Origin of the sequence: Pseudodesulfovibrio sp. 5S69, from assembly GCF_037094465.1 — a bacterium.
Taxonomy (GTDB): domain Bacteria; phylum Desulfobacterota; class Desulfovibrionia; order Desulfovibrionales; family Desulfovibrionaceae; genus Pseudodesulfovibrio; species Pseudodesulfovibrio methanolicus.
Map to the genome: position 1 here is coordinate 3,220,236 of NZ_CP146609.1, position 19,720 is coordinate 3,239,955.

General features: G+C 66.0%; 16 protein-coding genes. 10 read left to right on the top strand and 6 right to left on the bottom strand.

From position 1 onward, the window contains the following. Nucleotides 1-75: 75 nt before the first annotated feature. The 5 genes from V8V93_RS15380 (at nucleotide 76) to hgcB (ending at nucleotide 4,403) form a co-directional block, all read left to right on the top strand. Nucleotides 76-1,500 (top strand): PLP-dependent aminotransferase family protein, encoded by a 1,425-nt coding sequence (locus tag V8V93_RS15380; protein WP_338667484.1) that lies wholly within the window; start codon nucleotides 76-78, stop codon nucleotides 1,498-1,500. Between the two features lie 81 nt (nucleotides 1,501-1,581). Beyond that, complete coding sequence (gene rarD / locus V8V93_RS15385; RefSeq protein ID WP_338667485.1) at nucleotides 1,582-2,505, top strand: EamA family transporter RarD; 924 nt, start codon at nucleotides 1,582-1,584, stop codon at nucleotides 2,503-2,505. 76 nt (nucleotides 2,506-2,581) lie between these two features. Continuing rightward, complete coding sequence (locus V8V93_RS15390; RefSeq protein ID WP_338667486.1) at nucleotides 2,582-2,899, top strand: ArsR/SmtB family transcription factor; 318 nt, start codon at nucleotides 2,582-2,584, stop codon at nucleotides 2,897-2,899. A 53-nt stretch (nucleotides 2,900-2,952) separates the two neighbouring features. Further along, nucleotides 2,953-4,104 carry a mercury methylation corrinoid protein HgcA gene (gene hgcA, locus V8V93_RS15395; RefSeq protein ID WP_338670198.1) on the top strand — a complete coding sequence of 384 codons (1,152 nt, stop codon included), beginning with the start codon at nucleotides 2,953-2,955 and terminating at the stop codon, nucleotides 4,102-4,104. An 11-nt stretch (nucleotides 4,105-4,115) separates the two neighbouring features. Beyond that, nucleotides 4,116-4,403 (top strand): mercury methylation ferredoxin HgcB, encoded by a 288-nt coding sequence (gene hgcB, locus V8V93_RS15400; RefSeq protein WP_338667487.1) that lies wholly within the window; start codon nucleotides 4,116-4,118, stop codon nucleotides 4,401-4,403. On the opposite strand, the gene V8V93_RS15405 is transcribed toward hgcB, so the two are convergent. Continuing rightward, nucleotides 4,400-4,954: a cysteine hydrolase family protein gene (locus tag V8V93_RS15405; RefSeq protein ID WP_338667488.1), complete on the bottom strand. Its 555-nt coding sequence runs from the start codon at nucleotides 4,952-4,954 to the stop codon at nucleotides 4,400-4,402. The two genes, hgcB and V8V93_RS15405, sit on opposite strands and share 4 nt — an antisense overlap. A gap of 182 nt (nucleotides 4,955-5,136) precedes the next feature. On the opposite strand from V8V93_RS15405, the gene V8V93_RS15410 reads away from it, so the two are divergent. Genes V8V93_RS15410 through V8V93_RS15420 form a run of 3 tightly spaced genes read left to right on the top strand, consistent with a single transcriptional unit; the run spans nucleotide 5,137 to nucleotide 8,023 of the window. After that, nucleotides 5,137-5,499, top strand: coding sequence for a DsrE family protein (locus V8V93_RS15410; protein ID WP_338667489.1), 363 nt, complete (start codon nucleotides 5,137-5,139; stop codon nucleotides 5,497-5,499). A 56-nt stretch (nucleotides 5,500-5,555) separates the two neighbouring features. Then, nucleotides 5,556-5,975, top strand: coding sequence for a response regulator (locus V8V93_RS15415; protein WP_338667490.1), 420 nt, complete (start codon nucleotides 5,556-5,558; stop codon nucleotides 5,973-5,975). Beyond that, on the top strand, nucleotides 5,972-8,023 hold the full coding sequence (locus V8V93_RS15420; RefSeq protein WP_338667491.1) for an ATP-binding protein: 2,052 nt from the start codon (nucleotides 5,972-5,974) through the stop codon (nucleotides 8,021-8,023). The genes V8V93_RS15415 and V8V93_RS15420 overlap by 4 nt, the downstream gene beginning before the upstream one ends. Here V8V93_RS15420 and V8V93_RS15425 read toward each other — a convergent pair. From V8V93_RS15425 to V8V93_RS15445, 5 genes are all read right to left on the bottom strand, one after another. After that, complete coding sequence (locus V8V93_RS15425; RefSeq protein ID WP_338667492.1) at nucleotides 8,016-8,423, bottom strand: rhodanese-like domain-containing protein; 408 nt, start codon at nucleotides 8,421-8,423, stop codon at nucleotides 8,016-8,018. The two genes, V8V93_RS15420 and V8V93_RS15425, sit on opposite strands and share 8 nt — an antisense overlap. Before the next feature lie 79 nt (nucleotides 8,424-8,502). Next, nucleotides 8,503-9,513, bottom strand: a complete 1,011-nt coding sequence (locus V8V93_RS15430) for an electron transfer flavoprotein subunit alpha/FixB family protein (RefSeq protein ID WP_338667493.1) — start codon at nucleotides 9,511-9,513, stop codon at nucleotides 8,503-8,505. Between the two features lie 11 nt (nucleotides 9,514-9,524). Continuing rightward, complete coding sequence (locus V8V93_RS15435; protein WP_338667494.1) at nucleotides 9,525-10,334, bottom strand: electron transfer flavoprotein subunit beta/FixA family protein; 810 nt, start codon at nucleotides 10,332-10,334, stop codon at nucleotides 9,525-9,527. 542 nt (nucleotides 10,335-10,876) lie between these two features. Further along, nucleotides 10,877-12,718, bottom strand: coding sequence for a 4Fe-4S ferredoxin (locus tag V8V93_RS15440; RefSeq protein ID WP_338667495.1), 1,842 nt, complete (start codon nucleotides 12,716-12,718; stop codon nucleotides 10,877-10,879). A 346-nt stretch (nucleotides 12,719-13,064) separates the two neighbouring features. Further along, the gene (locus V8V93_RS15445) at nucleotides 13,065-15,233 is read right to left on the bottom strand and encodes an acyl-CoA dehydrogenase family protein (RefSeq protein WP_338667496.1); all 2,169 of its coding nucleotides are present in this window, start codon (nucleotides 15,231-15,233) and stop codon (nucleotides 13,065-13,067) included. A gap of 276 nt (nucleotides 15,234-15,509) precedes the next feature. Between V8V93_RS15445 and V8V93_RS15450 the strand changes: the two genes are divergently transcribed. After that, complete coding sequence (locus V8V93_RS15450; protein WP_338667497.1) at nucleotides 15,510-19,349, top strand: class I adenylate cyclase; 3,840 nt, start codon at nucleotides 15,510-15,512, stop codon at nucleotides 19,347-19,349. Continuing rightward, nucleotides 19,325-19,648 carry an antibiotic biosynthesis monooxygenase family protein gene (locus tag V8V93_RS15455; RefSeq protein WP_338667498.1) on the top strand — a complete coding sequence of 108 codons (324 nt, stop codon included), beginning with the start codon at nucleotides 19,325-19,327 and terminating at the stop codon, nucleotides 19,646-19,648. Before V8V93_RS15450 ends, V8V93_RS15455 begins: the two co-directional genes overlap by 25 nt. Nucleotides 19,649-19,720: the final 72 nt, after the last annotated feature.

Consider the following 19,720-nt stretch of genomic DNA (forward strand, 5'->3'; position numbering starts at 1 on the left):
CAGTAAAGCCGAATTTCTGTAATCGGTACAGATACAGTTCAAACAAAAATCATACGAAACAGATTCAGGTGAACCATGGAGACATACCGCTACCGGACTGTGGAGAAGAACGTCATGTCCATGATCGACGCGGGCGCGCTCGGGCTGGGCGACAAGCTGCCCTCCCTACGCTCCCTGAGCGCCAGGCTCGGGGTATCCGTGTCCACGGTCAATCAGGCATACCTGGAGCTGGAGCGTAAGGGTATCATCGAAGCCCGAGCCCGGTCCGGTTTCTTCGTACGGCACAGATCCAAGCGGTTGCCGCGCACCGAAACCGCACCCACGCCCATGGCCCAGCCCCGGCCGGTGACCCGCATCGGGCTGATACAGAGCGTGCTCGAATCCGTGGGCGCTGCCGACCGCGTGGCCCTCGACGTCATCGCGCCCGGCCCCCAGCGCATGCCGCTGAGGGAGTTGGGGCGCATAACGGCGGCCATGGTCCGGGCCGAGCCCGAGCGGGCCATGGGCTACGCGCCCATCCCCGGCGACCCGATGCTCATCCACCAGATCGCCTACCGGTCGATGGAATTCGGCATCCCGGCCGGGCCCGACGACCCGCTGATCACCTCCGGGTGCATGGAGGCCCTGTACCTCTCCCTGCGTTCCATCTGCCGCCGCGGCGACACCGTGCTCATCCAGTCGCCCACTTACTACTGCTTCCTGCAACTGCTCGAAACCCTGGGGCTGCGCGCCATCGAGGTGCCGTCCGACCCGGAACACGGGGTGTCGCCCCGGGAACTGGCCCGCGCGCTCAAGACCTTCGACATCGCGGCCTGTGTGCTCGCGCCCAACTTCAACAACCCGGATTCCAGCCTGACCCCGGACGAGGCCAAGCGGGAGATCGTCTCCATGCTGGCCGGGCGCGACATCCCTCTGGTGGAGGACGACGTATACTCGGACCTGCACTTCGGGCCCAAGCGGCCCGGCACCTTCAAGCAGTTCGACGAGAAGGGCCTGGTCCTGCTCTGCTCGTCCTTTTCCAAGACCATCGCGCCCGGCTTCCGGGTGGGCTGGATGCTGCCGGGCCGATACCGGCAGAAGGCCCTGGAGATCAAGGCCACCACCAACGTGTCCAGCTCGGCCCCGGCCCAGATGGCCATCGCCGAATACCTCCGCCAGGGCCGCATGGAGCGCCACCTCAAGAAGCTGCGCACGGACCTGGAACGGCAGATGGACACCATGCAGCTCCACCTGGGCCGCCACTTCCCGGCCGGGACCAGGGTGACCCACCCGGTGGGCGGCGCGGTTCTCTGGCTGGAGCTGCCCAAATCCGTGGACTCGGTGGAGCTCTTCTTCCAGGCCCGGGCCGAGGGCGTGGGCATCGCGCCCGGGGCCATCTTCTCCACCCAGGACAAGTTCGCCAACTACATCCGGCTGAGCTGCGGCTACCCGTGGACCGACGAAGTGGAACAGGGCGTACGGACCCTGGGCAGGCTGGCCGGGTCCATGTGCCGCCCCTGATCGGGGCCATCGCCATTTCCGACTTTACCCGGCACGCGCCCACGGGTATCTTCGCGCTCCCCATACCGGAGTAAGAACGACATGCGCCACATCGACCCGAAACAGAAATCCTACGGCTTTGCCGCCGCCCTGGCCGCCTTCTTCGGCTGGGGGCTCCTGCCCGTGTACTGGAAGTCCCTGATCACCGTGAACCCCTTCGAGATTCTCTGCCACAGGGTGGTCTGGTCGCTGATCTTCCTCGCCATGCTCCTGACCCTGCGCCGGGGATGGAAAGAGGCCCTCCTCCCGCTCCGGTCGCCGCGCGACCTGCTCATCCTGACCGGCAGTTCGCTGATGATCGGGTTCAACTGGCTGCTGTACATCTGGGCCGTGAACACCGGCCACGTCCTGGACACGAGCCTGGGCTACTACATCAATCCCCTGGTCAATGTGCTGCTCGGTTTCGTCTTCTTCCGCGAGCGCCTGCGGCCTCTGCAGATGGTCGCCATCGGCCTGGCCGCCCTGGGCGTGGTCAACTCCTTGATCGCCCACGGCCAGCTCCCCTGGATATCCCTGGCCCTGGCCGTGAGTTTCGGCCTGTACGGGCTGCTGCGCAAGATCGCCTCGGTGGAATCCCTGCCCGGCCTGTTCCTTGAAACCATGGTCCTCGGCCCCTTTGCCCTGGCCTACATCCTCTGGCTCCAGGCCCACGGGGCGTCCGCCCTGTTCCACCAGGGACTGCGCGTGGACGCGCTGCTCATGGGCGCGGGCGTGGTCACGGCCATGCCGCTCGTCGGCTTCGCGTTCGGCGCCCGGCGGCTGCAACTGACCACCGTGGGGCTGCTCCAGTATCTGGCTCCGTCCCTCGCCTTTCTGCTCGGCGTGTTCGTCTACGAGGAACCGTTCAACGCACGCAGCCTGCTGACCTTTGCCCTGATCTGGTCCGGCCTGGCCGTGTACACCGCCGAGTCCGTCATGGCCATTCGCGGCCAACGACGCCTGACAGGCCCCAAGTCGGCCGCCTAGTCCGCGCGCGCCGCCGTTGACAACAAGGCACATATCGTATATCGTCGATTGACGATAAAACAACCCCGGAGAGAGCATGTTCTTTAACCCGCCTCTACACAGCGACGACGAGGCATTTCTGGCCAACGTCTGTAAAGGTCTGGCTCACCCCGCCCGCATCCGCATCCTCAGGCAGCTACTGACCGAACACAGCTGTACCTGCGGGCACCTGGTCGAGGGGCTGCCCCTGGCCCAGTCCACGGTCAGCCAGCACCTCAAGATCCTTAAGGAATCCGGACTGGTGCGCGGCGAGGTGGAAGGCCCCCGGACCTGCTACTGCGTAGACCGCGAGACCGTGAGCCGATTCGGTCCGCTCATCCGGGCGCTCCTGGCGATCACCCCGGAGGCGGCATGACCCCCCGTGTTCCCAAGCCCGCCGAAGCATCCGCCCTCGACCCCCTGGGGCTGATGGCGCCCCTCGACGCCATCCCGCCCACCGCCTGCGCGCCCGACTCGCCCCAGAACGACGCCCCTTGTTGAGGCCCCAGGCCCGACCCCCGTGCCGGGGTCTTCGAAAAACCGGGATACGCCGTCGAGCCGTTCGTGGACGGGTTCGTGGACACGCCCGCCGGGCCGGTCCCGCGCGTGCGCACCCGCATGCTCCCGTCCGACCGGCTGGGCACGGCCCTGACCAGGCTGGGGGCGATCCGCAGCCGTTACAAGGTAGTGCCCGGCCTGTACTGCGTGGGAGACCCCACCCCGGATTCGCCGGTCCTGGTCACGGCCAACTACAAGCTGACCTTCGACGCGGTGCGCCGCGAGCTGGCGGGCATCGACGCCTGGCTGTTGGTCGCGGACACGCGCGGCATCAACGTGTGGTGCGCGGCGGGCAAGGGGTTGTTCGCCACCGACGAGATCGCCTTCAGCGTGAATCGGGCAAAGCTCCACCAGGTGGTCTCCCACCGCGAACTGGTCCTGCCTCAACTCGGGGCAACGGGCGTGTCCGCGCGCGAGGTCCGGAAGGGATGCGGCTTCAAGGTGGCGTGGGGGCCGGTGCGGGCCGAGGATTTGCCCGAATTTCTCGCTGACGGGAACCGGGCGGACCGGGACATGCGCATGGTCGCCTTCCCTCTGAAGGAACGGGCCGTGCTCATCCCGGTGGAGCTGTTCCTGCTCTGGAAACTCCTGGCCTGGACCCTGCCCGCGCTCTTCCTGCTCTCGGGCATCGGCCCGGACTTCTTCTCGCTGTCCGGACTCTGGCACCGGGGGCTCAACGCCGTGGCGGCCACCCTGTTCGGCGTCCTGGCGGGCTGCGTTGCGGTGCCCCTGCTGCTCGACCGGCTGCCGTGGCGCGCGTTCTGGCCCAAGGGCGCGCTCACCGGCGCCGCAGCCGGACTGCTCGCCGCTGCCCTGCTGCCCCTGCGCGGATGGCTCGAACCGGCCGCCGTCCTCCTGTGGACCGCGACCGTATCGTCCTACCTGGCCATGAACTTCACCGGTTCCACCCCCTACACCTCGCCCTCGGGCGTGGAAAAGGAGATGCGCCGGGGCATACCGCTCCAGGCGCTGGCCGGGCTCGCGGCCCTGATCCTGTGGCTAACTGCGCCGTTTCTCAAGTAAAGGAGGCCGTGATGAAAAATTTCCGCTACCTGGAAGGCGTGGCCACCCTGGCCCTGAATACGGACACCTGCATAGGCTGCGGCTCATGTGTGGAGGTCTGCCCCCACCGCATTCTCGAAATGCGCGGGAAAAAGGCCGCGATCCTCGACCCGGACGCCTGCATGGAATGCGGGGCCTGCGCGACCAACTGCCCGGTCCGGGCGGTCACGGTCACGCCCGGCGTGGGCTGCGCCTCCTACCTCATCTCGGCCTGGCTGCACCGGCTGACCGGGCGCAAGACCGACTCCGCCTGCTGCTAGAGCCCGAACCGGGACGGCAATTCATCCACGGTCATGACCGGGGCATAGGCCGCTTGCAGGGCGGCGAGGAACGCACCGTGCACCTGCGCCGCCGGGATGGTTCGGCCGCTGAACTCCAGGTCGCGGGTGGCCGACGCATCGGACAGAACCGCGCATTCGAAGCCGAGGTCCACGGCCGCGCGCACCCCGGCGTCCAGACACATGTGGGTCATCATCCCGGCCACGGCCAGTCGGGTCACGCCCGCCGCGCGCAGCAGTTCGAGCAGGTCCGTCTCCCGGAAGCTGTTGGGGTAGTGCTTGGTCACCACCAGCTCGCCGTCCCCGGGCAAAACCGAAGCGTGGATGTCCGCGCCCGGCGTGCCGGGCAGGAAAAAGGTCGCGCCCTCGTTGAGCGCTTCGTGGCGCACGTGGAACACGGGCAGTCCGCGCTCGCGGAACAGTTCAAGCGCCCGCGCCGCGCGGGCCGAGGCCTGAGGGGAACCGACGAGCTCCATGCGCCCGCCGGGAAAATAATCGTTTTGCAGATCGATGAGCAAAAGGGCCGTTTGCATGGGCACCTCCGTTTTGGGCCACAATAGCCGCCCGCCCCGGACACGGTCCAATCGATTTCCCCGATACAGACATCAACATATCCAATATTCATCACCTGAATGCTTGCTACAAAGCCCACACTGGGTTATGTATTGGATAATCAAACTATTAACCAATACGTATAGCACCGTTCACAAGCCCCATGACAAACGACACACCAGCCCCCAAACCCGACGCCCTGTGCGTCGTCTGGAGTTCCCCCGACCCCGAAGTGGCCGACAACCTGGTCTTCATGTACGCGCAGAACGCCCTGAACAGGAGCTGGTGGAAACAGGTCCGGCTGATCATCTGGGGCCCTTCGGCTTCGCTCGCGGCCCGCGACGAACGCGTCCGGGACCGGCTCCGGGAGATGATGGCCGACGGCGTGGAGGTCTGGGCCTGCCGGGCCTGCGCCGAAAACTACGGGGTGGTCGAGCCGCTCGAGACCTTGGGTGCGAACGTGCTCTATGTTGGTGAGCCCTTTACCGAAATGCTGAAAAACGGGTGGACGCAGTTGACATTTTGACCAGGCCCGCCCACACAAGACGGTAACCGGAGAAAAGAGAGACGAGAGTGACAAATATGCAGCCCACAAGGGACCACGGACAGATCAAGCCCGTGCACATCCTTATCGCCGAGGACTCGGAGAGCAACCAGATGCTCCTCTCCCTGTACTTCACCGATTCCGGCTATACCCTGGATTTCGCCGGGAACGGCCGCGAGGCCGTGACCCGCTTCAAGACCGGCTCCTACGGACTGGTACTCATGGACATCTTCATGCCGGTCATGGACGGACTCGACGCCACACGTGAAATCCGCAACTTCGAAAAGGAGCGCGGGATGCGTCCCGTGCCCATCGTGGCCGTGTCCGCCAACGCCTTTGCCGAGGACAGGAGACGCTCCCTGAAGGCCGGCTGCTCGGACTTCATGGCCAAACCGATCCGCAAGGCCCCGCTGCTCAAATTCATCGCCCGCACCCTGGAGGGGACAACCAGGCCATGACGCACCCCGACCTCCTCCGCAACATCCTCGCATTGCAGGAACCGGAAGCCGCGCTGGCCTGCCGGACGGAGGGGGGGGCCCCCGACAAAGCGCGCATCGTCGAAGCCAACAAGGCCGCCTGCGCCCTGCTCTGCCTGCCCCGCGAAGAGCTCCTGACCAGGACGCCCGGCGAGGTCATCACCAATTTCGCGGCCCTCGCCGAGGACGCGCCCGTGTTCGAGACCGGCTCCAGGCGCATCGAGCACACCCTGTGCGGGCCGGGCCGGGCCACGCCCGTGGAGATCCGTTCCCATGCCCTCGCGCTCGGCGACGACACCTTCTTCGTGATCATCCTGCGGGACATCACCGTGCGGCGGCGGCGGGAGATGAAATCCGACCTGGACGAGCAACGGTTCAAGACCCTGTACACCCTCTCGCGGATGATCGACCGCACCGAGGAGGAGATCCTCGACTACGCCCTGGTCCAGACCGTGTACATGACCGACAGCCGCATGGGGTACATCGGGTTCCTGGACGAGACCGAGTCCGTGTTGTCCCTGCGCCCCTGGGCGGTCCCCGACCTGGGTGAATGCACGGTGCACGACAAATCCCGGATATTCAGGATCGAGGGAGCGGGACTCTGGGCGGACGCCGTCCGGCAGCGCAGGACGATCATCACCAACGACTACGCCAATTGCCCCGGCAAGCGGGGCACTCCCGAGGGGCACGTGCCGCTCGTCCGGCACATGAGCGTGCCGGTCATGGAGAAGAACCGCATCCGGATGCTGGTCGGAGTGGCCAACAAGGACGAGGACTACACCGAGTCCGATGCGGTCCAGCTCTCCCTGATCATGGACGGGGTCTGGCACATCATCCAGCGCAAACGCATGGAGACGGACCTCATTCGAGCCATGCACGAGGCTCGGCAGGCCGACCGGGCCAAGAGCCAGTTCCTGGCCAACATGAGCCACGAACTACGCACCCCCCTGAACGGCATCATGGGCATGACCCAACTGCTGCTGGGCACCGAGGGGCTCACCGAAGAACAAACGGAATACCTGACGCTGAGCCTGGACTCGAGTATCCAACTGTCCGGCGTCCTCTCCTCTCTGCTCGATCTTTCCAGCATCGAATCCGGCGGCACCGGGCTGAACCGCGTGGACTTCGACCTGCCCGACATCATCCATTCGGCCGTCGCCCCCCTGCTCCCCCAGGCCGAAGTCAAGGGGCTGCGCCTGCACTGCCGACTGCCCCGCGGCCTCCCCGTCAAGGTTCACGGCGATGCGGAGAAACTCCGCCAGATCCTCATCAACCTGGTGCACAACGCCGTGAAATTCACGCAGAGCGGTTCGGTCTCGGTCACGGCGTCCTGCACGCCCCTTGCCCACGTTCCGGACAGGATCGAGCTGTGCGTCTCGGTCTCCGACACCGGCGTGGGCATCCCCGAAAACAAGCTGGAGTCGGTGTTCGAGAGCTTCATGCTCGGCGAGGAATACATGACCAAACGCTACAGCGGCGCGGGGCTGGGGCTGACCATCTCCCGCAAGCTGGCCGAGATCATGGACGGGAGCATCGAACTCCGAAGCAGACCGGGCGAGGGCTCCGTCTTCACCCTGACCCTGCCCCTGCTGCACCGGCCGGAACGAGACGGCGGCTGTACGGAAGAGGAGAAGGCCGGCCTGGCCCTGAACATCCTCCTGGTCGAGGACGAGGAGGTCAACGCCCTGGTCACCTCGCAGTTCCTCCGGAAGCACGGACACGAAACCACAGTGGTGGACAACGGCCAGCGCGCCATAGATGCCCTGATGGACGGCGGTTTCGACCTGGTGCTCATGGACGTGCAGATGCCGGTCATCAACGGCATGAAGGTCACGGAGATCATCCGCTCGGGAGCGGCCGAGGGCATTGACGCCGACATCCCGATCATCGGCCTGACCGCCTTTGCCGACGAAGCCGACCGCAGCCGCTTCCTCCTGGCGGGCATGAACGGGGTGGTGACCAAGCCCTTCAACGCCGAGGAACTCCTGGACGCCGTGTGCAGGGCGGCGATCTCGAAAAGGGCTATTTGACCAGCGGCAGCCCCTGCCCCTGCCAGTCCCGTATTCCTCGCGACATATGCAGGACATGAGTGAAGCCGAGCCGCCCGAAGACCTTCATGGCCCGCGCGCTGCGGTTCCCGGACCGACAATAGACGAGATAGGCCGCGTCCCGATCGAGCCCCTCCAGCCGCTTGGCGAAATCCGACGCCATGAAATCGATGTTCCGCGCGCCCCGGATGTGCCCTTCGGCGTATTCGGCCGGAGTCCGAATGTCGAGGATGCGGATGTCCGGGTCGGCGGCCAGTTCGGCCTGGGCCTGGGTCGCGCTCAACGCCGTGACGCCGTCAGGTTCGCCCTGCCCGTACTGCCGGTAGAAGAAAAAGACCACCGCCACTGCGGTCAGGATGAGAGCGATATATCTTGGATTCACGTGGGACCTCCCGATCGGTTGCCGAAAAAAGGCCGCACCCGGAACAGGTGCGGCCTCCGTTCATTCATATCCGCCCGAATCAACCGAGCAATTCGTTGACTTTCTTCATGATCGCGAACGCATCGCCCACGTAGAGCACGTCGCACTTGCCCTGGGCCCAGCCGCAACCGGCGTCCAGGTTGATGGCCCTCCGTTCCTTGATGAAACGCCAACCGACCACGTGCGGCTCCTCGCCGTGGCAGCAGGTGGACAATCCCTTGGGATGGCGCGGGGTCGCGCCGGTCTGCCCCACCTGATGCATGTGCGTCAAAAACGAGATGACCGCGCCGCCCTCGCCCGAGATGTCCACCAGGGACTTGGACGAGCCGAGCGAGGCCTTGGTGGCGTCCAGGAAGACGCGGATGGTCTCCTCGGCCTCGGGCACGTGCGTGGCCCCGTCGGCCTGCTTCTTGGTCCAGCCCGCGCCCGCCACGAAGAGCAGGTCCGCGTCGGGGCGGATGGTCTGCTGGTCTTCGGAGGCGCACTCCATGCCCGCCACTTTGGTCCGCACGGAGGACACGTCCACGCTCAGCGCCTCCACGTCCGCCGCGCCCGCGCCGTCAAAAGGCTCGGCGCAGCCGGAGTCCAGGGTCAGCACCCAGGGACGCTCGTCGCGCGTCAGAGTGCCTTCCATGCGCTGGCGGTAGAACCACCGCTTGGCCACAGGCTTGCCGTCCTCGGCAGCCAGGCCGGACAAGTGGGTGTCCACCCGGCCGTCCAGGCGGATGGCCAGGCCGGGCAGGGCCCGGCTGAAGCGGGACGTGGCCGGAGCCACCACCACCTCGGGCGAGCACGCCTTGGCGATCGCCTCGGCGGCGGTCAGGTCGGAAGCGTAGCGTCCGTCCGCGAACTCGGGACCGGACACGGCGTAGAATTTGGCATCGCAGCCGCCGATGGTCCCGGCGGCCTCGGCAACGTCCGCGCCGATGAGCCCGACCACCAGGTCGGAACCCATGCCGTCGGCCAACGCCTTGGCGGCGGTCAGCGTTTCCAAGGCGGACTTGTGCAGGGAATTGTCGCATTCGGTGTGTGCAAGAAACAAAACTGTCATGGCGATTCCCCCTAACCCTTGATCCATTCGACGATTTCTTTGGCCATCTCATCCACCGGCACGTCCTTGACGATGCGGGTCTCGCGGCGCTGCTTGGGCAGCTCCACCGAGGAGAATTTCAGGCTCGTGCCGGACAGATCCGCGGGCTTGGCCTGCATCAGCGCGGGCATGTTCTTCTGCATGTTCTGCATGCCCACCTGCGGGTTGTTCGGCGGCTCGGGCAGCTCGCCCGTGGCCCAGCCGAACGCGGCGGGCGCGCCGTCCACCACGGACTTCTGGTACGCACCGCCCTCCACGCGCTCAAGCACCTCCAGGGAGCCGTCACCACCCACGGTGAGCTTGTCCACGCCCTGGAACTGTTCGGTCACGCCGAGCAGTTCGCCGACCATCTGGATGACCGCGCCGGAGCCGCGCGAAGCGGACTGCCAGCCGCCGAAGAGCAGCATCTTGGACCTGTCCAGCCCGCCTATGCCCTCGATCGTCTCGGCCAGGACCTTGGCGGTCTCATAGGCATCGGTGAAGCCGGAAGCCGAGCCGTCGGCCACGACCAACTGGAAGGGGGCCTTCTGGGACACGGACATCATGACCTGCTGCAACTTGGCCTTGGGGCCGAGGCTGACCAGCCAGACCTGGCTGCCCGGATTCTTGGCCGCCAGGTTCGCGGCCTCGAACAGGGCATGTCCGGCCCACGGGTCGAGCACGGCGGGAAGCATCATTTCGTTCTTCAGGGACGGCCCGGCAGGCCCGTCCTGGGGCGCGAGGGTCTGGAGCGGGTCCGGAACGATGGAACCGCAGACCACGATGTGGAATTCACTACCCATTCAATGTTCTCCTTGATTAGCGGCGGCAATCGCATTTCTCATGCCGTCCATTCAATGCCTTCGCCACCGCTGCGCGGGGATGCCTCCGGCGGCTTAAGAACCTTTTGAAAAAGGTTCTTAAGGATCTCCAAAACTTTTTATCGCCGCTTCGCGGGGTGCGTCCGCGCGAGTACGGCTCTTTTTTTTATGAACAACTTCGCCGAAGGCGACAACGGGGTTCCAAGGGGTCATAGCCCTTTGGCCGCCGGAGGCGAAATCACCGGTCCAATTCGCCGCAGGCGATTCGACCTTTTCCCCTCGCCGGGGAGGCGTCTCCGACGGCTTAAGAACCTTTTGAAAAAGGTTCTTAAAAATCTCCAAAACTTTTTATCGCCGCTTCGCGGGGTGCGTCCGCGCGGGTCTGGCTGTCTTTCCCAATGAACAACTCCGCCGAAGGCGACAACGGGGTTCCAAGGGGTCATAGCCCCTTGGCCGCCGGAGGCGAAATCATCTGTCCAATTCGCCGCAGGCGATTCGACCGATTTCTCCCGCCCTTCTTTATCCTAATTTTCCACGGAATGCAGCCCGCCGGACCCGGCCATGAACTTGACGTTGGTCCGCTCGGGGTCTTCGGGGTTGGACTTGCTGCAATTCCACATGCACGCCCCGCAGTGGACGCACTTCTCGCGGTCGAACAGCGGCACGCCGCCGTCGGGATTGGTGTAGATGGCCTGGCCCGAACACGCCTCGATGCAGACCTGTTCGCGGCAACCCGCGCACAGGGCCGTGTCGGCGAAGCGCACGTGGTCGCCGTAGCCGGGATTGGCCTGGACCTTGCCGCCCATGAGCAGGGCGTCCTGGTGGGAGACCAGCAGCTGGCCGTCCAGGGGGATTTCCGGCCAGCCCGCGCGATCCATGAGCGCATCGTGCAGACTCGCGCCCTTCTTGGCGCACTCGGCTCGGATGGCCGCGATCTCGCCCGCCGGAATGACGTCGCGGTAATAGTCCTCGACCGAAGGAATGCGGTCCTGGGGCTTGAACGCCTTGCCCGGCATGTTCAGCAGGCCGTTGGTCAGGCCGGTCAGGCCCATGCCCAGGAAGCCGGATATGACGGACTTGGTGAAGCCGTCGCGGGACTTTTTGGCCACCTCGGCCTCCTGTTCGACCCAGGAGGCGCGGCGGCGCGAAACATAGGTGTTTTCCAGGTTCTCTTTGGTGAACTCGCGGCCGGACCTGAGCAGTTCGAGCACGGCCTCGCCGAGTTGCACGCCCGTGGCCCAGGCCTCGTCCACGCCCGAGCCGGTCAGGATATTGGTCGAACCCGAGCCCTCGCCGATGCGGGCAAACCCGTCGCCGCACAGGATCGGCTCGCCGGCCTTGCCCGACTCGTTCAGGGACTTGGCGCCCCAGGAGCGCAAGGTGCCGCCCTTGAGCCCCTTCCACAGGTACGGGTGGAGCATCCAGTGCTGCATGTAGCGGTAGGCGGTGCGCACCGGATTGTCGAACCAGGACGGAACGAAGATGCCCAAGCTCGCGACGTTGCCGGGATAGACGTACAGGAAGCCGAATATCTCGGGCTCGGGATAGCCGATGGTGTGCAGCACGGTGCCCGGCTCCCAGGGGCAATCTTCGGGCAGGTCGACCACGCACTTCATGCCCACGGCCCACTCGCGCTGGTGGTTGCCTTCGGGCATGCCCAGCTTGCGGTTGAGCTTCTGGCCCACCGGGCCCACCGGGCCGTCGGCGACCACGGTCAGGGCGGCCTTCATGTCCATGCCGGGCATGTACCCGGCGTTCGGGGTGCCGTCCTTGTCCACGCCCTGGTCGGCCATACGCACGCCCTTGACCGCCGTGCCTTCCATCAAGGGCTCGGCCACAGGGCTGGACGGCCAGATCTGGGCCATGCCCGTGCCCATCAGGTTCGCGCCCACCCATTGGTTGAGCTGGCCGATGGAGAACAGCATGCCCGGATGCTTTTCCAAAAATTTCGGGATGAACGGTAGCTCATAGGCGTCGTCCTTCATGAACCCGCCGAGGACCTTGTCGGCCACCTTGAACAGGCCGGGCCTGCGGCTCGCGCCCACCGGGTCCTTGAGGAACAGGACCTTCTCCTCCCTGACATCGCAGGCCATGGGAATCTGGGACAGGTCCAGGTCCGGGAACGTGGCCTTGATGGCGCGGCCCTTGGTGACCACGCCCGACACGCCGAAGCCGATGTCGTCGGCCCGCTCGTAGCAGATGACCTGGGGCGGCATGCCCGGCATGGCCTTGGACTCGGCTACGGGCGTGCCGTCCTCGTTCATCAGCCCGCGCGTCAGGGTCGTCAGAAACCCGCCCGCGGCAGGGCCGAAGCCCACGCATACAATGTCCGTTTCCATCTCGACACGCGGCGTCTCGTCGCTCATGGGGTGCCTCCGGCGGCCGGGGGAAGGGGAGAGGAACCCTTTGAAAGGGCTTCCTCTCCCTTCCCCGGACCCCCATCCCCTCCCTCCGAAGCCTTTACGCCGCTTCGCGGGGTGTGTCGGGAGGTTGTTCAGGCGTATCCCTTCCCGGTCGCCTGTTGGGGGTGGGTTTGGTCGAAGTTCGTCATGCTCAGGACGCGGGATTCAGACCCGCGCCCCCCGCGCCGCCAATAATATCCATGGCTGCCCTCTCCCTTTCCAGCGGCGCGGCAACAAGAAGTTTTGGAAGGGAGAGCGCGAGAGGGAAACCTTTCTCAAAAGGTTTCCCTCTCGCATTGCCTTTATCTTGCTAGCCCTGCGGGTAGTCGAGGGCTTCGGGGATCATCACTTCGGCCAGGGCGTTGCCCGCACGGTCCTTGGCCAGACGGGAGCCGGCCAGGCACATGTCGACCGTGGCCTTGAGTTCGCGGAAGCGGACGAGCTCCGGCCGCGAGCACTTGGACTGGTCGCCCAGCGTGCCGTCCTGGGCGCATTCGTCCTTGGACTTCAGCTCGGGCTCGCACTTCTCGGCGATCCCGCCATCCGGGGTCGGGCAGCGGTTCCAGTTGAAACCGTAAACCAATTCGGAGCAGATGCGGGCCACTTCACCGGCGGCGCGGGCGGCCTGCACGTGGCACAAGTCCTTGTAGAATCCGGTCAGGTCGTCCAGCCCCTCGGCCAGGGTCATGGACATGGGGCCTTTCTCCATGAGCTCCATGACGTCGCAGGCCAGGAAGTAGGGGCCGAGAATCCAACCCAGCGCGTCGGCCATGGGGAAGGTCACGCCCTGCCGTTTGTTGTGGTAGAGCTTGCGGCCGTCCTGGTCCTTGGCCTCCTGGAGATGGCCCAGGGTCCACTGCCACAGCTCCATGGCCGCGGCCAGCACGTAGCCGCCCAGGCCGGGAACGTCCTGGCCCGCGCGGCGCATCTGCGTGATCCAGTTCTCCATGATGCAGCCGAAGATGTCGGAAGTCATGGTCATGGTCAGGTGGCGGCGCTGCACGGCCTCGGGGCCTTCGTAGGTGGCCTCGAGCTGGCAGTCGGTCCATTTCTGCATGAGGAAGCCGGGGCAGTCCTCGGTGATACCGTATCCGCCGACCAGGGCCACGGCCTCGCGCATCTTGTTGGCGCCCTCGCCCGTGTTCCAGAGCTTCACGCCCGGGTTGAGGACGCCCGCCAGGGCCTCCATGTAGGCGTACTGGACCAAGGTGTCGCTCAAAAGCTCGTTGTACCGGGCCTCGTCGCGCGTGCCCGCCGGAGCGTATTCCAGCTTGATGAATTCGCGGACCTGGTCGTGCAGCTTGCGCAGGACGGCCATCTGCTTGCGGATGGAAGTCACGCCCTCGGACTCGAAGTGGGCCTCCTTGGCTTTTTCGATGGGATCGAAGCGGTCGGCCAGGCGCGCGGCCGCGAAGGCCAGGGAACAGCCCGCTTCGCCGGCGGCCCAGACGTCCGCCAGACGCTGCAGGGCGTCCTCGTTGATCTGCAAGCCCTTGTCGTAGCGCGGCGAGCCTTCCTTGCAGGCGTCGCCGCCCCGGAAACGGTTGCGGTGGTACCGGATGACCGGCTCCACGGCGGAAAGCAGCTTGGCCGAGGTCATCAGTCCCACGGGGATGCGGGTGCGGTGGAAGACCGCGCCGATGATCTCGGAGTGGTTGTACTTGGGCACGATCACGCCGTCGACCACGTCATAGCCGCCGATGATGCGGGAAGCGGGCACCTTGAGGTTGAGCACGGGGTCGCGGGTGGACGAAAGCTGGTGGACCATCTTCAGCGTGGGCGCGCCGCGGTCGAAGGTGCCCTCGTCGCCCTCTTCGAGGATGACCATGAAGGTCCCCTTGATGCGCTCGTCGTTGGACTCCACGGCGGCGGTGACGAAGTTGGCGAAGTCCATGTTGGTGATGAACCGGCCGCGCTTGTCGACCTGAAGCATGGGCTCCTCGCCGTTGTTCCACTCGGCCACGGTGGCCTTGCCGCAGAGCACGCCGGTGTCCACGCCCACGTAGGGCAGCGGCTCGGTCAGGGCAAACGCCCCGCGCCAGATTTCGCGGTCCTCGCCCGGCTGGGGCGGGACGCAGGCGGACATGTACTTGTCGCGCTGCTCGGGGGTGCCCTTCTCGTGGATGGGGGCCAGGGCCAGGCAGGAGGCCAGGGAGGAGGTGGCCGCACCGGCGTCCACCCAGGCCAGTTCGAAGGCGACCAGGGCCAGGGCCAGGTTCTTGGGGCCCTCGATGAAGCCGCCCTGATGGGGATCCATGAATAATGCGGTCAATCCGGCCTGGTCGAAAGCGGTCAAAAGCTCGCCCTTCTGCTCGGTCCATTCGTGCGTGTCGCGCGCCCCTTCGGCCACCAGTTTGGCGACGGTGGTGCGGGCGATGGAACGGGCGCTCTGCACGGACATCTGGAGATCGAACCGCTCGGCGAAACGCCACATGATCTGACGGACATCGTCTCCCGGAAGGGTACGAAGTGTATACATAAGTGTCTTCCCTAAAAGGTTGTTTATGGACTGGGGATTTCAGTTATCAATAATAGTCGGGGACGATAGGCCATTGTCCCTGGTGAGTCAAAGTCTTTTTGCCCCTTAAACAAGTGTTTCAGCGGCTTCCCGGGCGTTCCGGACCCGTTTTCGCCCCCTCAGAACCGTTCTCTTCCGAGGATTCCGGAAATGCGGATTCCCGGTGCTGGAATCCCGCTTTGACTTCGCTTCCGATTCCCTGCACTATCGCGCCATCTCAGCAAGGCGGCAGAGGTGATGAGCCTAGAAATTCCGAACATACGAACCCTGGCCGGGGCCATAGGCGCCCTGTCCGAGGGTGCGCCCGGCGGCGGCCCCGGCATCGGGGAGCTGACCGCGGAGTTCATGACGTGGTGCGACCAGGCGCCCCACCCGGCCCACGACGAGGCCGTGCCCCAGGCCGAGGCCGTCCTGGCCCTGTACCGCTTGGCCGCCAACTCAGGCGACATCCACACGGTCCAGACCTGCCTCCAGGCCCTGGTCCGCTCGACCCGGTTCGGCCGGACCCTGTGCGCCCGCTGCATCAACGCCCACAACGCGCCCCTGCCCCGCCTGGCCCCCAAGGTGGCGGCCTGGCCCGCCCGTGACCGGCTGGCCCTGGTCCACGGGATGCTCAAGGATTTCCCCGGCGACATGGACCGCGAGACCCTGGCCTGGATCGAGGAGTTGCTCAAGCCGCTCATGGGCACCGACCCCGAGGAACTGGTCCCGTTCGTGGCCCGGCTCGGCGAACAGGACGAAGTCCTGGCCTTCCCGGTCCGGCAGGTCATCGTGGGCGGACTCTTCGGCCGCTGGATCAACTCCCGGCTGACCAACGGCGTGGAGGGCGCCGACCAGGAACAACTCTGCCAGGTCATCCGCGGCGTGGGCGACTCGGCCTACGGCGAGGTCCTGGCCAAGGCCGTGGACCTGGGCCGTCTCGAACCGGACGCGGCGCTCCTGCGGACCATCGCGGCCGTGGGCGAGGCGGGCAACAAGACCATCCTCGGCACGCTGCTCAAAATTCTGCCCAAGGCCGACGTCCGGCTCGCCGGGGCGTGCCTGGACGCGCTCATCAGCCAGGACCATCCCGCCATGGGCAAGCTGCTGGCCTCGGTCCGCTCCCGTATGCCGAGCATCCGCACGGCCGCCGTGTCCCGCGCCCCCCTGCTCGGCGACATCGGCTTCGTCCAGTACATCTCTTCCCTGCCCGAAGAACGCCGGGAGAACGCCCAGTTCGAAATGCTCGGCGCGCTGGAGGCGATCGCCCCGGACTTCGTGCGCAACGTGGCCGGGGACTGTCCGCCCAGGGGCACCATTTCCCCCCGCGTGCTGGAGGCCGCCCCCCCGTCGCCGCCCCATCGGGAGGCGCCCGCGCCGCCCAAGGCCGGTTTTCTCAAGGGGCTGTTCAAATCCAAACCCAAGCGCCTTCAGGACCTGTTGCCCAAGCCCGGCAACGTCCGCGACCAGGACCTGCCCGGCTCCGTGGTGGACGGCGCACAGTTGGAAAACCGCGAACTGACCGGGCTCGGCCTGGCCGGGTCCTCCTTCGCCCACACCCGGTTCTTCAAAGGAAAGCTGAACAACACCGACCTGGCCGACGGGACCTTCCGCGACTGCTCGGCGTCCGGCACCGAATTCCGGGAGGTGCGCTTCACCGGCACGGAACTCGCCGGCACCCGGTTCGAGGACTGCGTGTTCACGGACTGCACGTTCACGGGCGCGTTCCTGTCAGGCTGCACCTTCGAGGGGTGCCGGTTCCGACACTCGGTGTTCAGCGAGGCCGCCTTCCGCGACTGCAGGCTGGCCCGCACGGACTTCACCGCCTGCACCCTGGCCGGGAGCGCCCTGCATGGCTGCTCCGTGCGCTCCACCCGGTTCAATGCGTGCGACCTGTCCTTCGCCGAACTCATCGGCGACGAATTCCGGGGCTTGGAATTCCGCCACACTTGTCTGCACGCCCTGTACGTCCGGGACTGCGTGCTGCTGTCCCTGGAGCTGCACGGCTCGTTCGTGACCCGATCCATCATCAAGAATTCCGACGCCGGGCACCCGCAGTTCCTGGCCAACCGCCTCCGCCAAATGACCCTGTTCGCCAGGGAGACGGAAATGGGCACCCCGCCGAAGAGCCGGGAGACCGATCCGTTCCGGGCCCAGAAGGCACTGGCCGCGTGGTCCAGGGAGCTGACCTTCATGCGCCGGGAACGGCGCATGCTCGAAAACAACCGGCAGCGCATGCACCGAGCCATGGGCACCCTGTCCAGGGACCAGCAGGCCTTCCTGCGCATGCTCCCCATACTCCTGGACAGCGACCTGTTCGAGCGCCGCTACAATTTCGGCAACATCCCGTCCTCGCGGGTCTGGGGCTATTATCCCTGCCTGACCGACCTGGAACTGGCCAGAGAGCGGCTGGGGCTGGAGCCGGAGTTCGATCCCTCGCCCGAGGTGCGCATCCTGGCGGTCTACGCCATGGGCAGCCTGGGCACCGTGGCCCAGACATCGAGTTCGGACCTGGACTGCTGGGTCTGTTACGACGGCGACGTGACCATGACCATGGAGCACGGCCTCAAGCGCAAACTCGAAGCCATGTCCCTGTGGGCAGACAGCGACTACGGCCTGGAAGTCCATTTCTACCCCATGCGCATGGACGACGTGCGCGACAACCGCTTCCTGTCCGGGGACGAGGAGAGTTCGGGCTCGGCCCAGGTCCTGCTGCTCAAGGAGGAGTTCTACCGCACGGCGCTGAAGCTGGCGGGCAAGAACATCGCCTGGTGGGTCACTCCGGCCGGGGCCAGCCGCAAGATGTACGAGTCGTGCATCCGCGCGGCCAGGCGCTACCCCCTGTGCGGCAAGCCGCGCCTGGAGGACTTCGGCCACCTGGCCGAGGTGCCGCCGGCCGAATATTTCGGCGGGTCCCTGTGGCAGATGGTCAAGGCCGTCCACTCGCCCTTCAAATCCGTGCTCAAGCTCGGCCTGCTGGAGACCTACGCCGCGCCGGGTGCGTCCGCCCTGCCCCTGTGCGACCGCATCAAGCGCAACCTGATCCGCAACCGCCAGGGGCGGCTCGACACCGATCCGTACACCGCCCTGTATTCTACCCTGCACGATTACTATTCCGGGCGCGGAGAGGACAACGCCGCGGCCCTGCTCAAGGAGTCCTTCCGGCTCAAGGCCAACCTGTCGGACATCCCCCTGTTCATGAACCTGCCCACCCGGCCGGAGGACGAGTCCCTGATCTCGGTCCTGTTCGGCTCGGGCTACGTGGAGCCGGGCCGACTGGTCGAGACGCACCGCACCTGGCCGTTCGAGAAGTCCCTGCGCATGGGCTCGCACGTGCGCCGGTACATGGTCGACACCTACCAGCGCATCCAGGAGGGGCTGTCCGCGAACGGCCGGGCCAAGGGCAGGACCAGGGCCCTGGTCAACCCCGAGGACCTGACGCGCATGGGACGGCGCATCGCGGCCAACTTCGCGAGGAAGAACCACAAGATCATGCGCGTGCCGTTCATGGACACCCGTGAGAACGGCTTCCCCATTCTGCATTTCTCGGCGGAAAAGGCGCCGGGCAAACCGCCCGCCTGGACCGTGCGCGGGGGCGAGCGGGTGGAGGCCAAGCAATCCGCCGAGCATCTCCAGCTCCTGCACCGCAACCAGGACCCGGTGCACCTGCTGGCCTGGCTCCTGGCCAACCGCATCTACGCCCCCAAGAGCCTGTTGCAGGCGGACCGGACCATCGCGCCCATCGCCCTGATCGACCTGCAAAAGCTCATGGCCGCCCTGCACGACTTCTTTCCCTTTGCCGAGACCTTCGAGCCGGACATCAACGAGGGGCTGCGCGCCGAGGAGGTCGAGCGGGCCTTCTTCATCCTCAACCTGGCCGCCCCGCCCGAGACCGGTCGCATTGAGCAGGCCGCGGTGATCTACGCCACCAACTGGGGCGAGATGTTCTGTCGCACCTTCCTGCGGCCCGGCCAGATGTTCGAGCACGGGCCGACCCGCTTCCTGGCCGAAAAGATCGGGCAACCGCTGGCCGAAACCGTGCAACTGGGGCTCTTCATTCCCAAGGGGTCGCAATGCAGAAGAATCAGCCTGGCCTGAACGACCGGACCTGCTGGGCCGTGATCTTCACTTCCGTGCGCACGGACCGGGACGACGGCTACGCCGCGACCGCCGGGCGCATGCTCGAACTGGCCCGGTCCATGCCCGGCTTCCTGGGCGCGGATTCCGCCCGCGAGGAGGTCGGCATCACCGTGTCCTACTGGGACAGCCCGGAGGCCATCCGAGCGTGGCGCGAACACCCCGAGCACAGGGCTGCCCAGGCGCGCGGCCGCAAAGAATGGTACGCCTCCTTCACCACCCGCGTCTGCAAGGTGGAGCGCGAAAGCCGATTCCCCTGACCGACCCGCAAAATTTCCCTTTTTTGGCAATGCATTCGGAAGTCGATATCTCTTCACCATCGACAAACACTG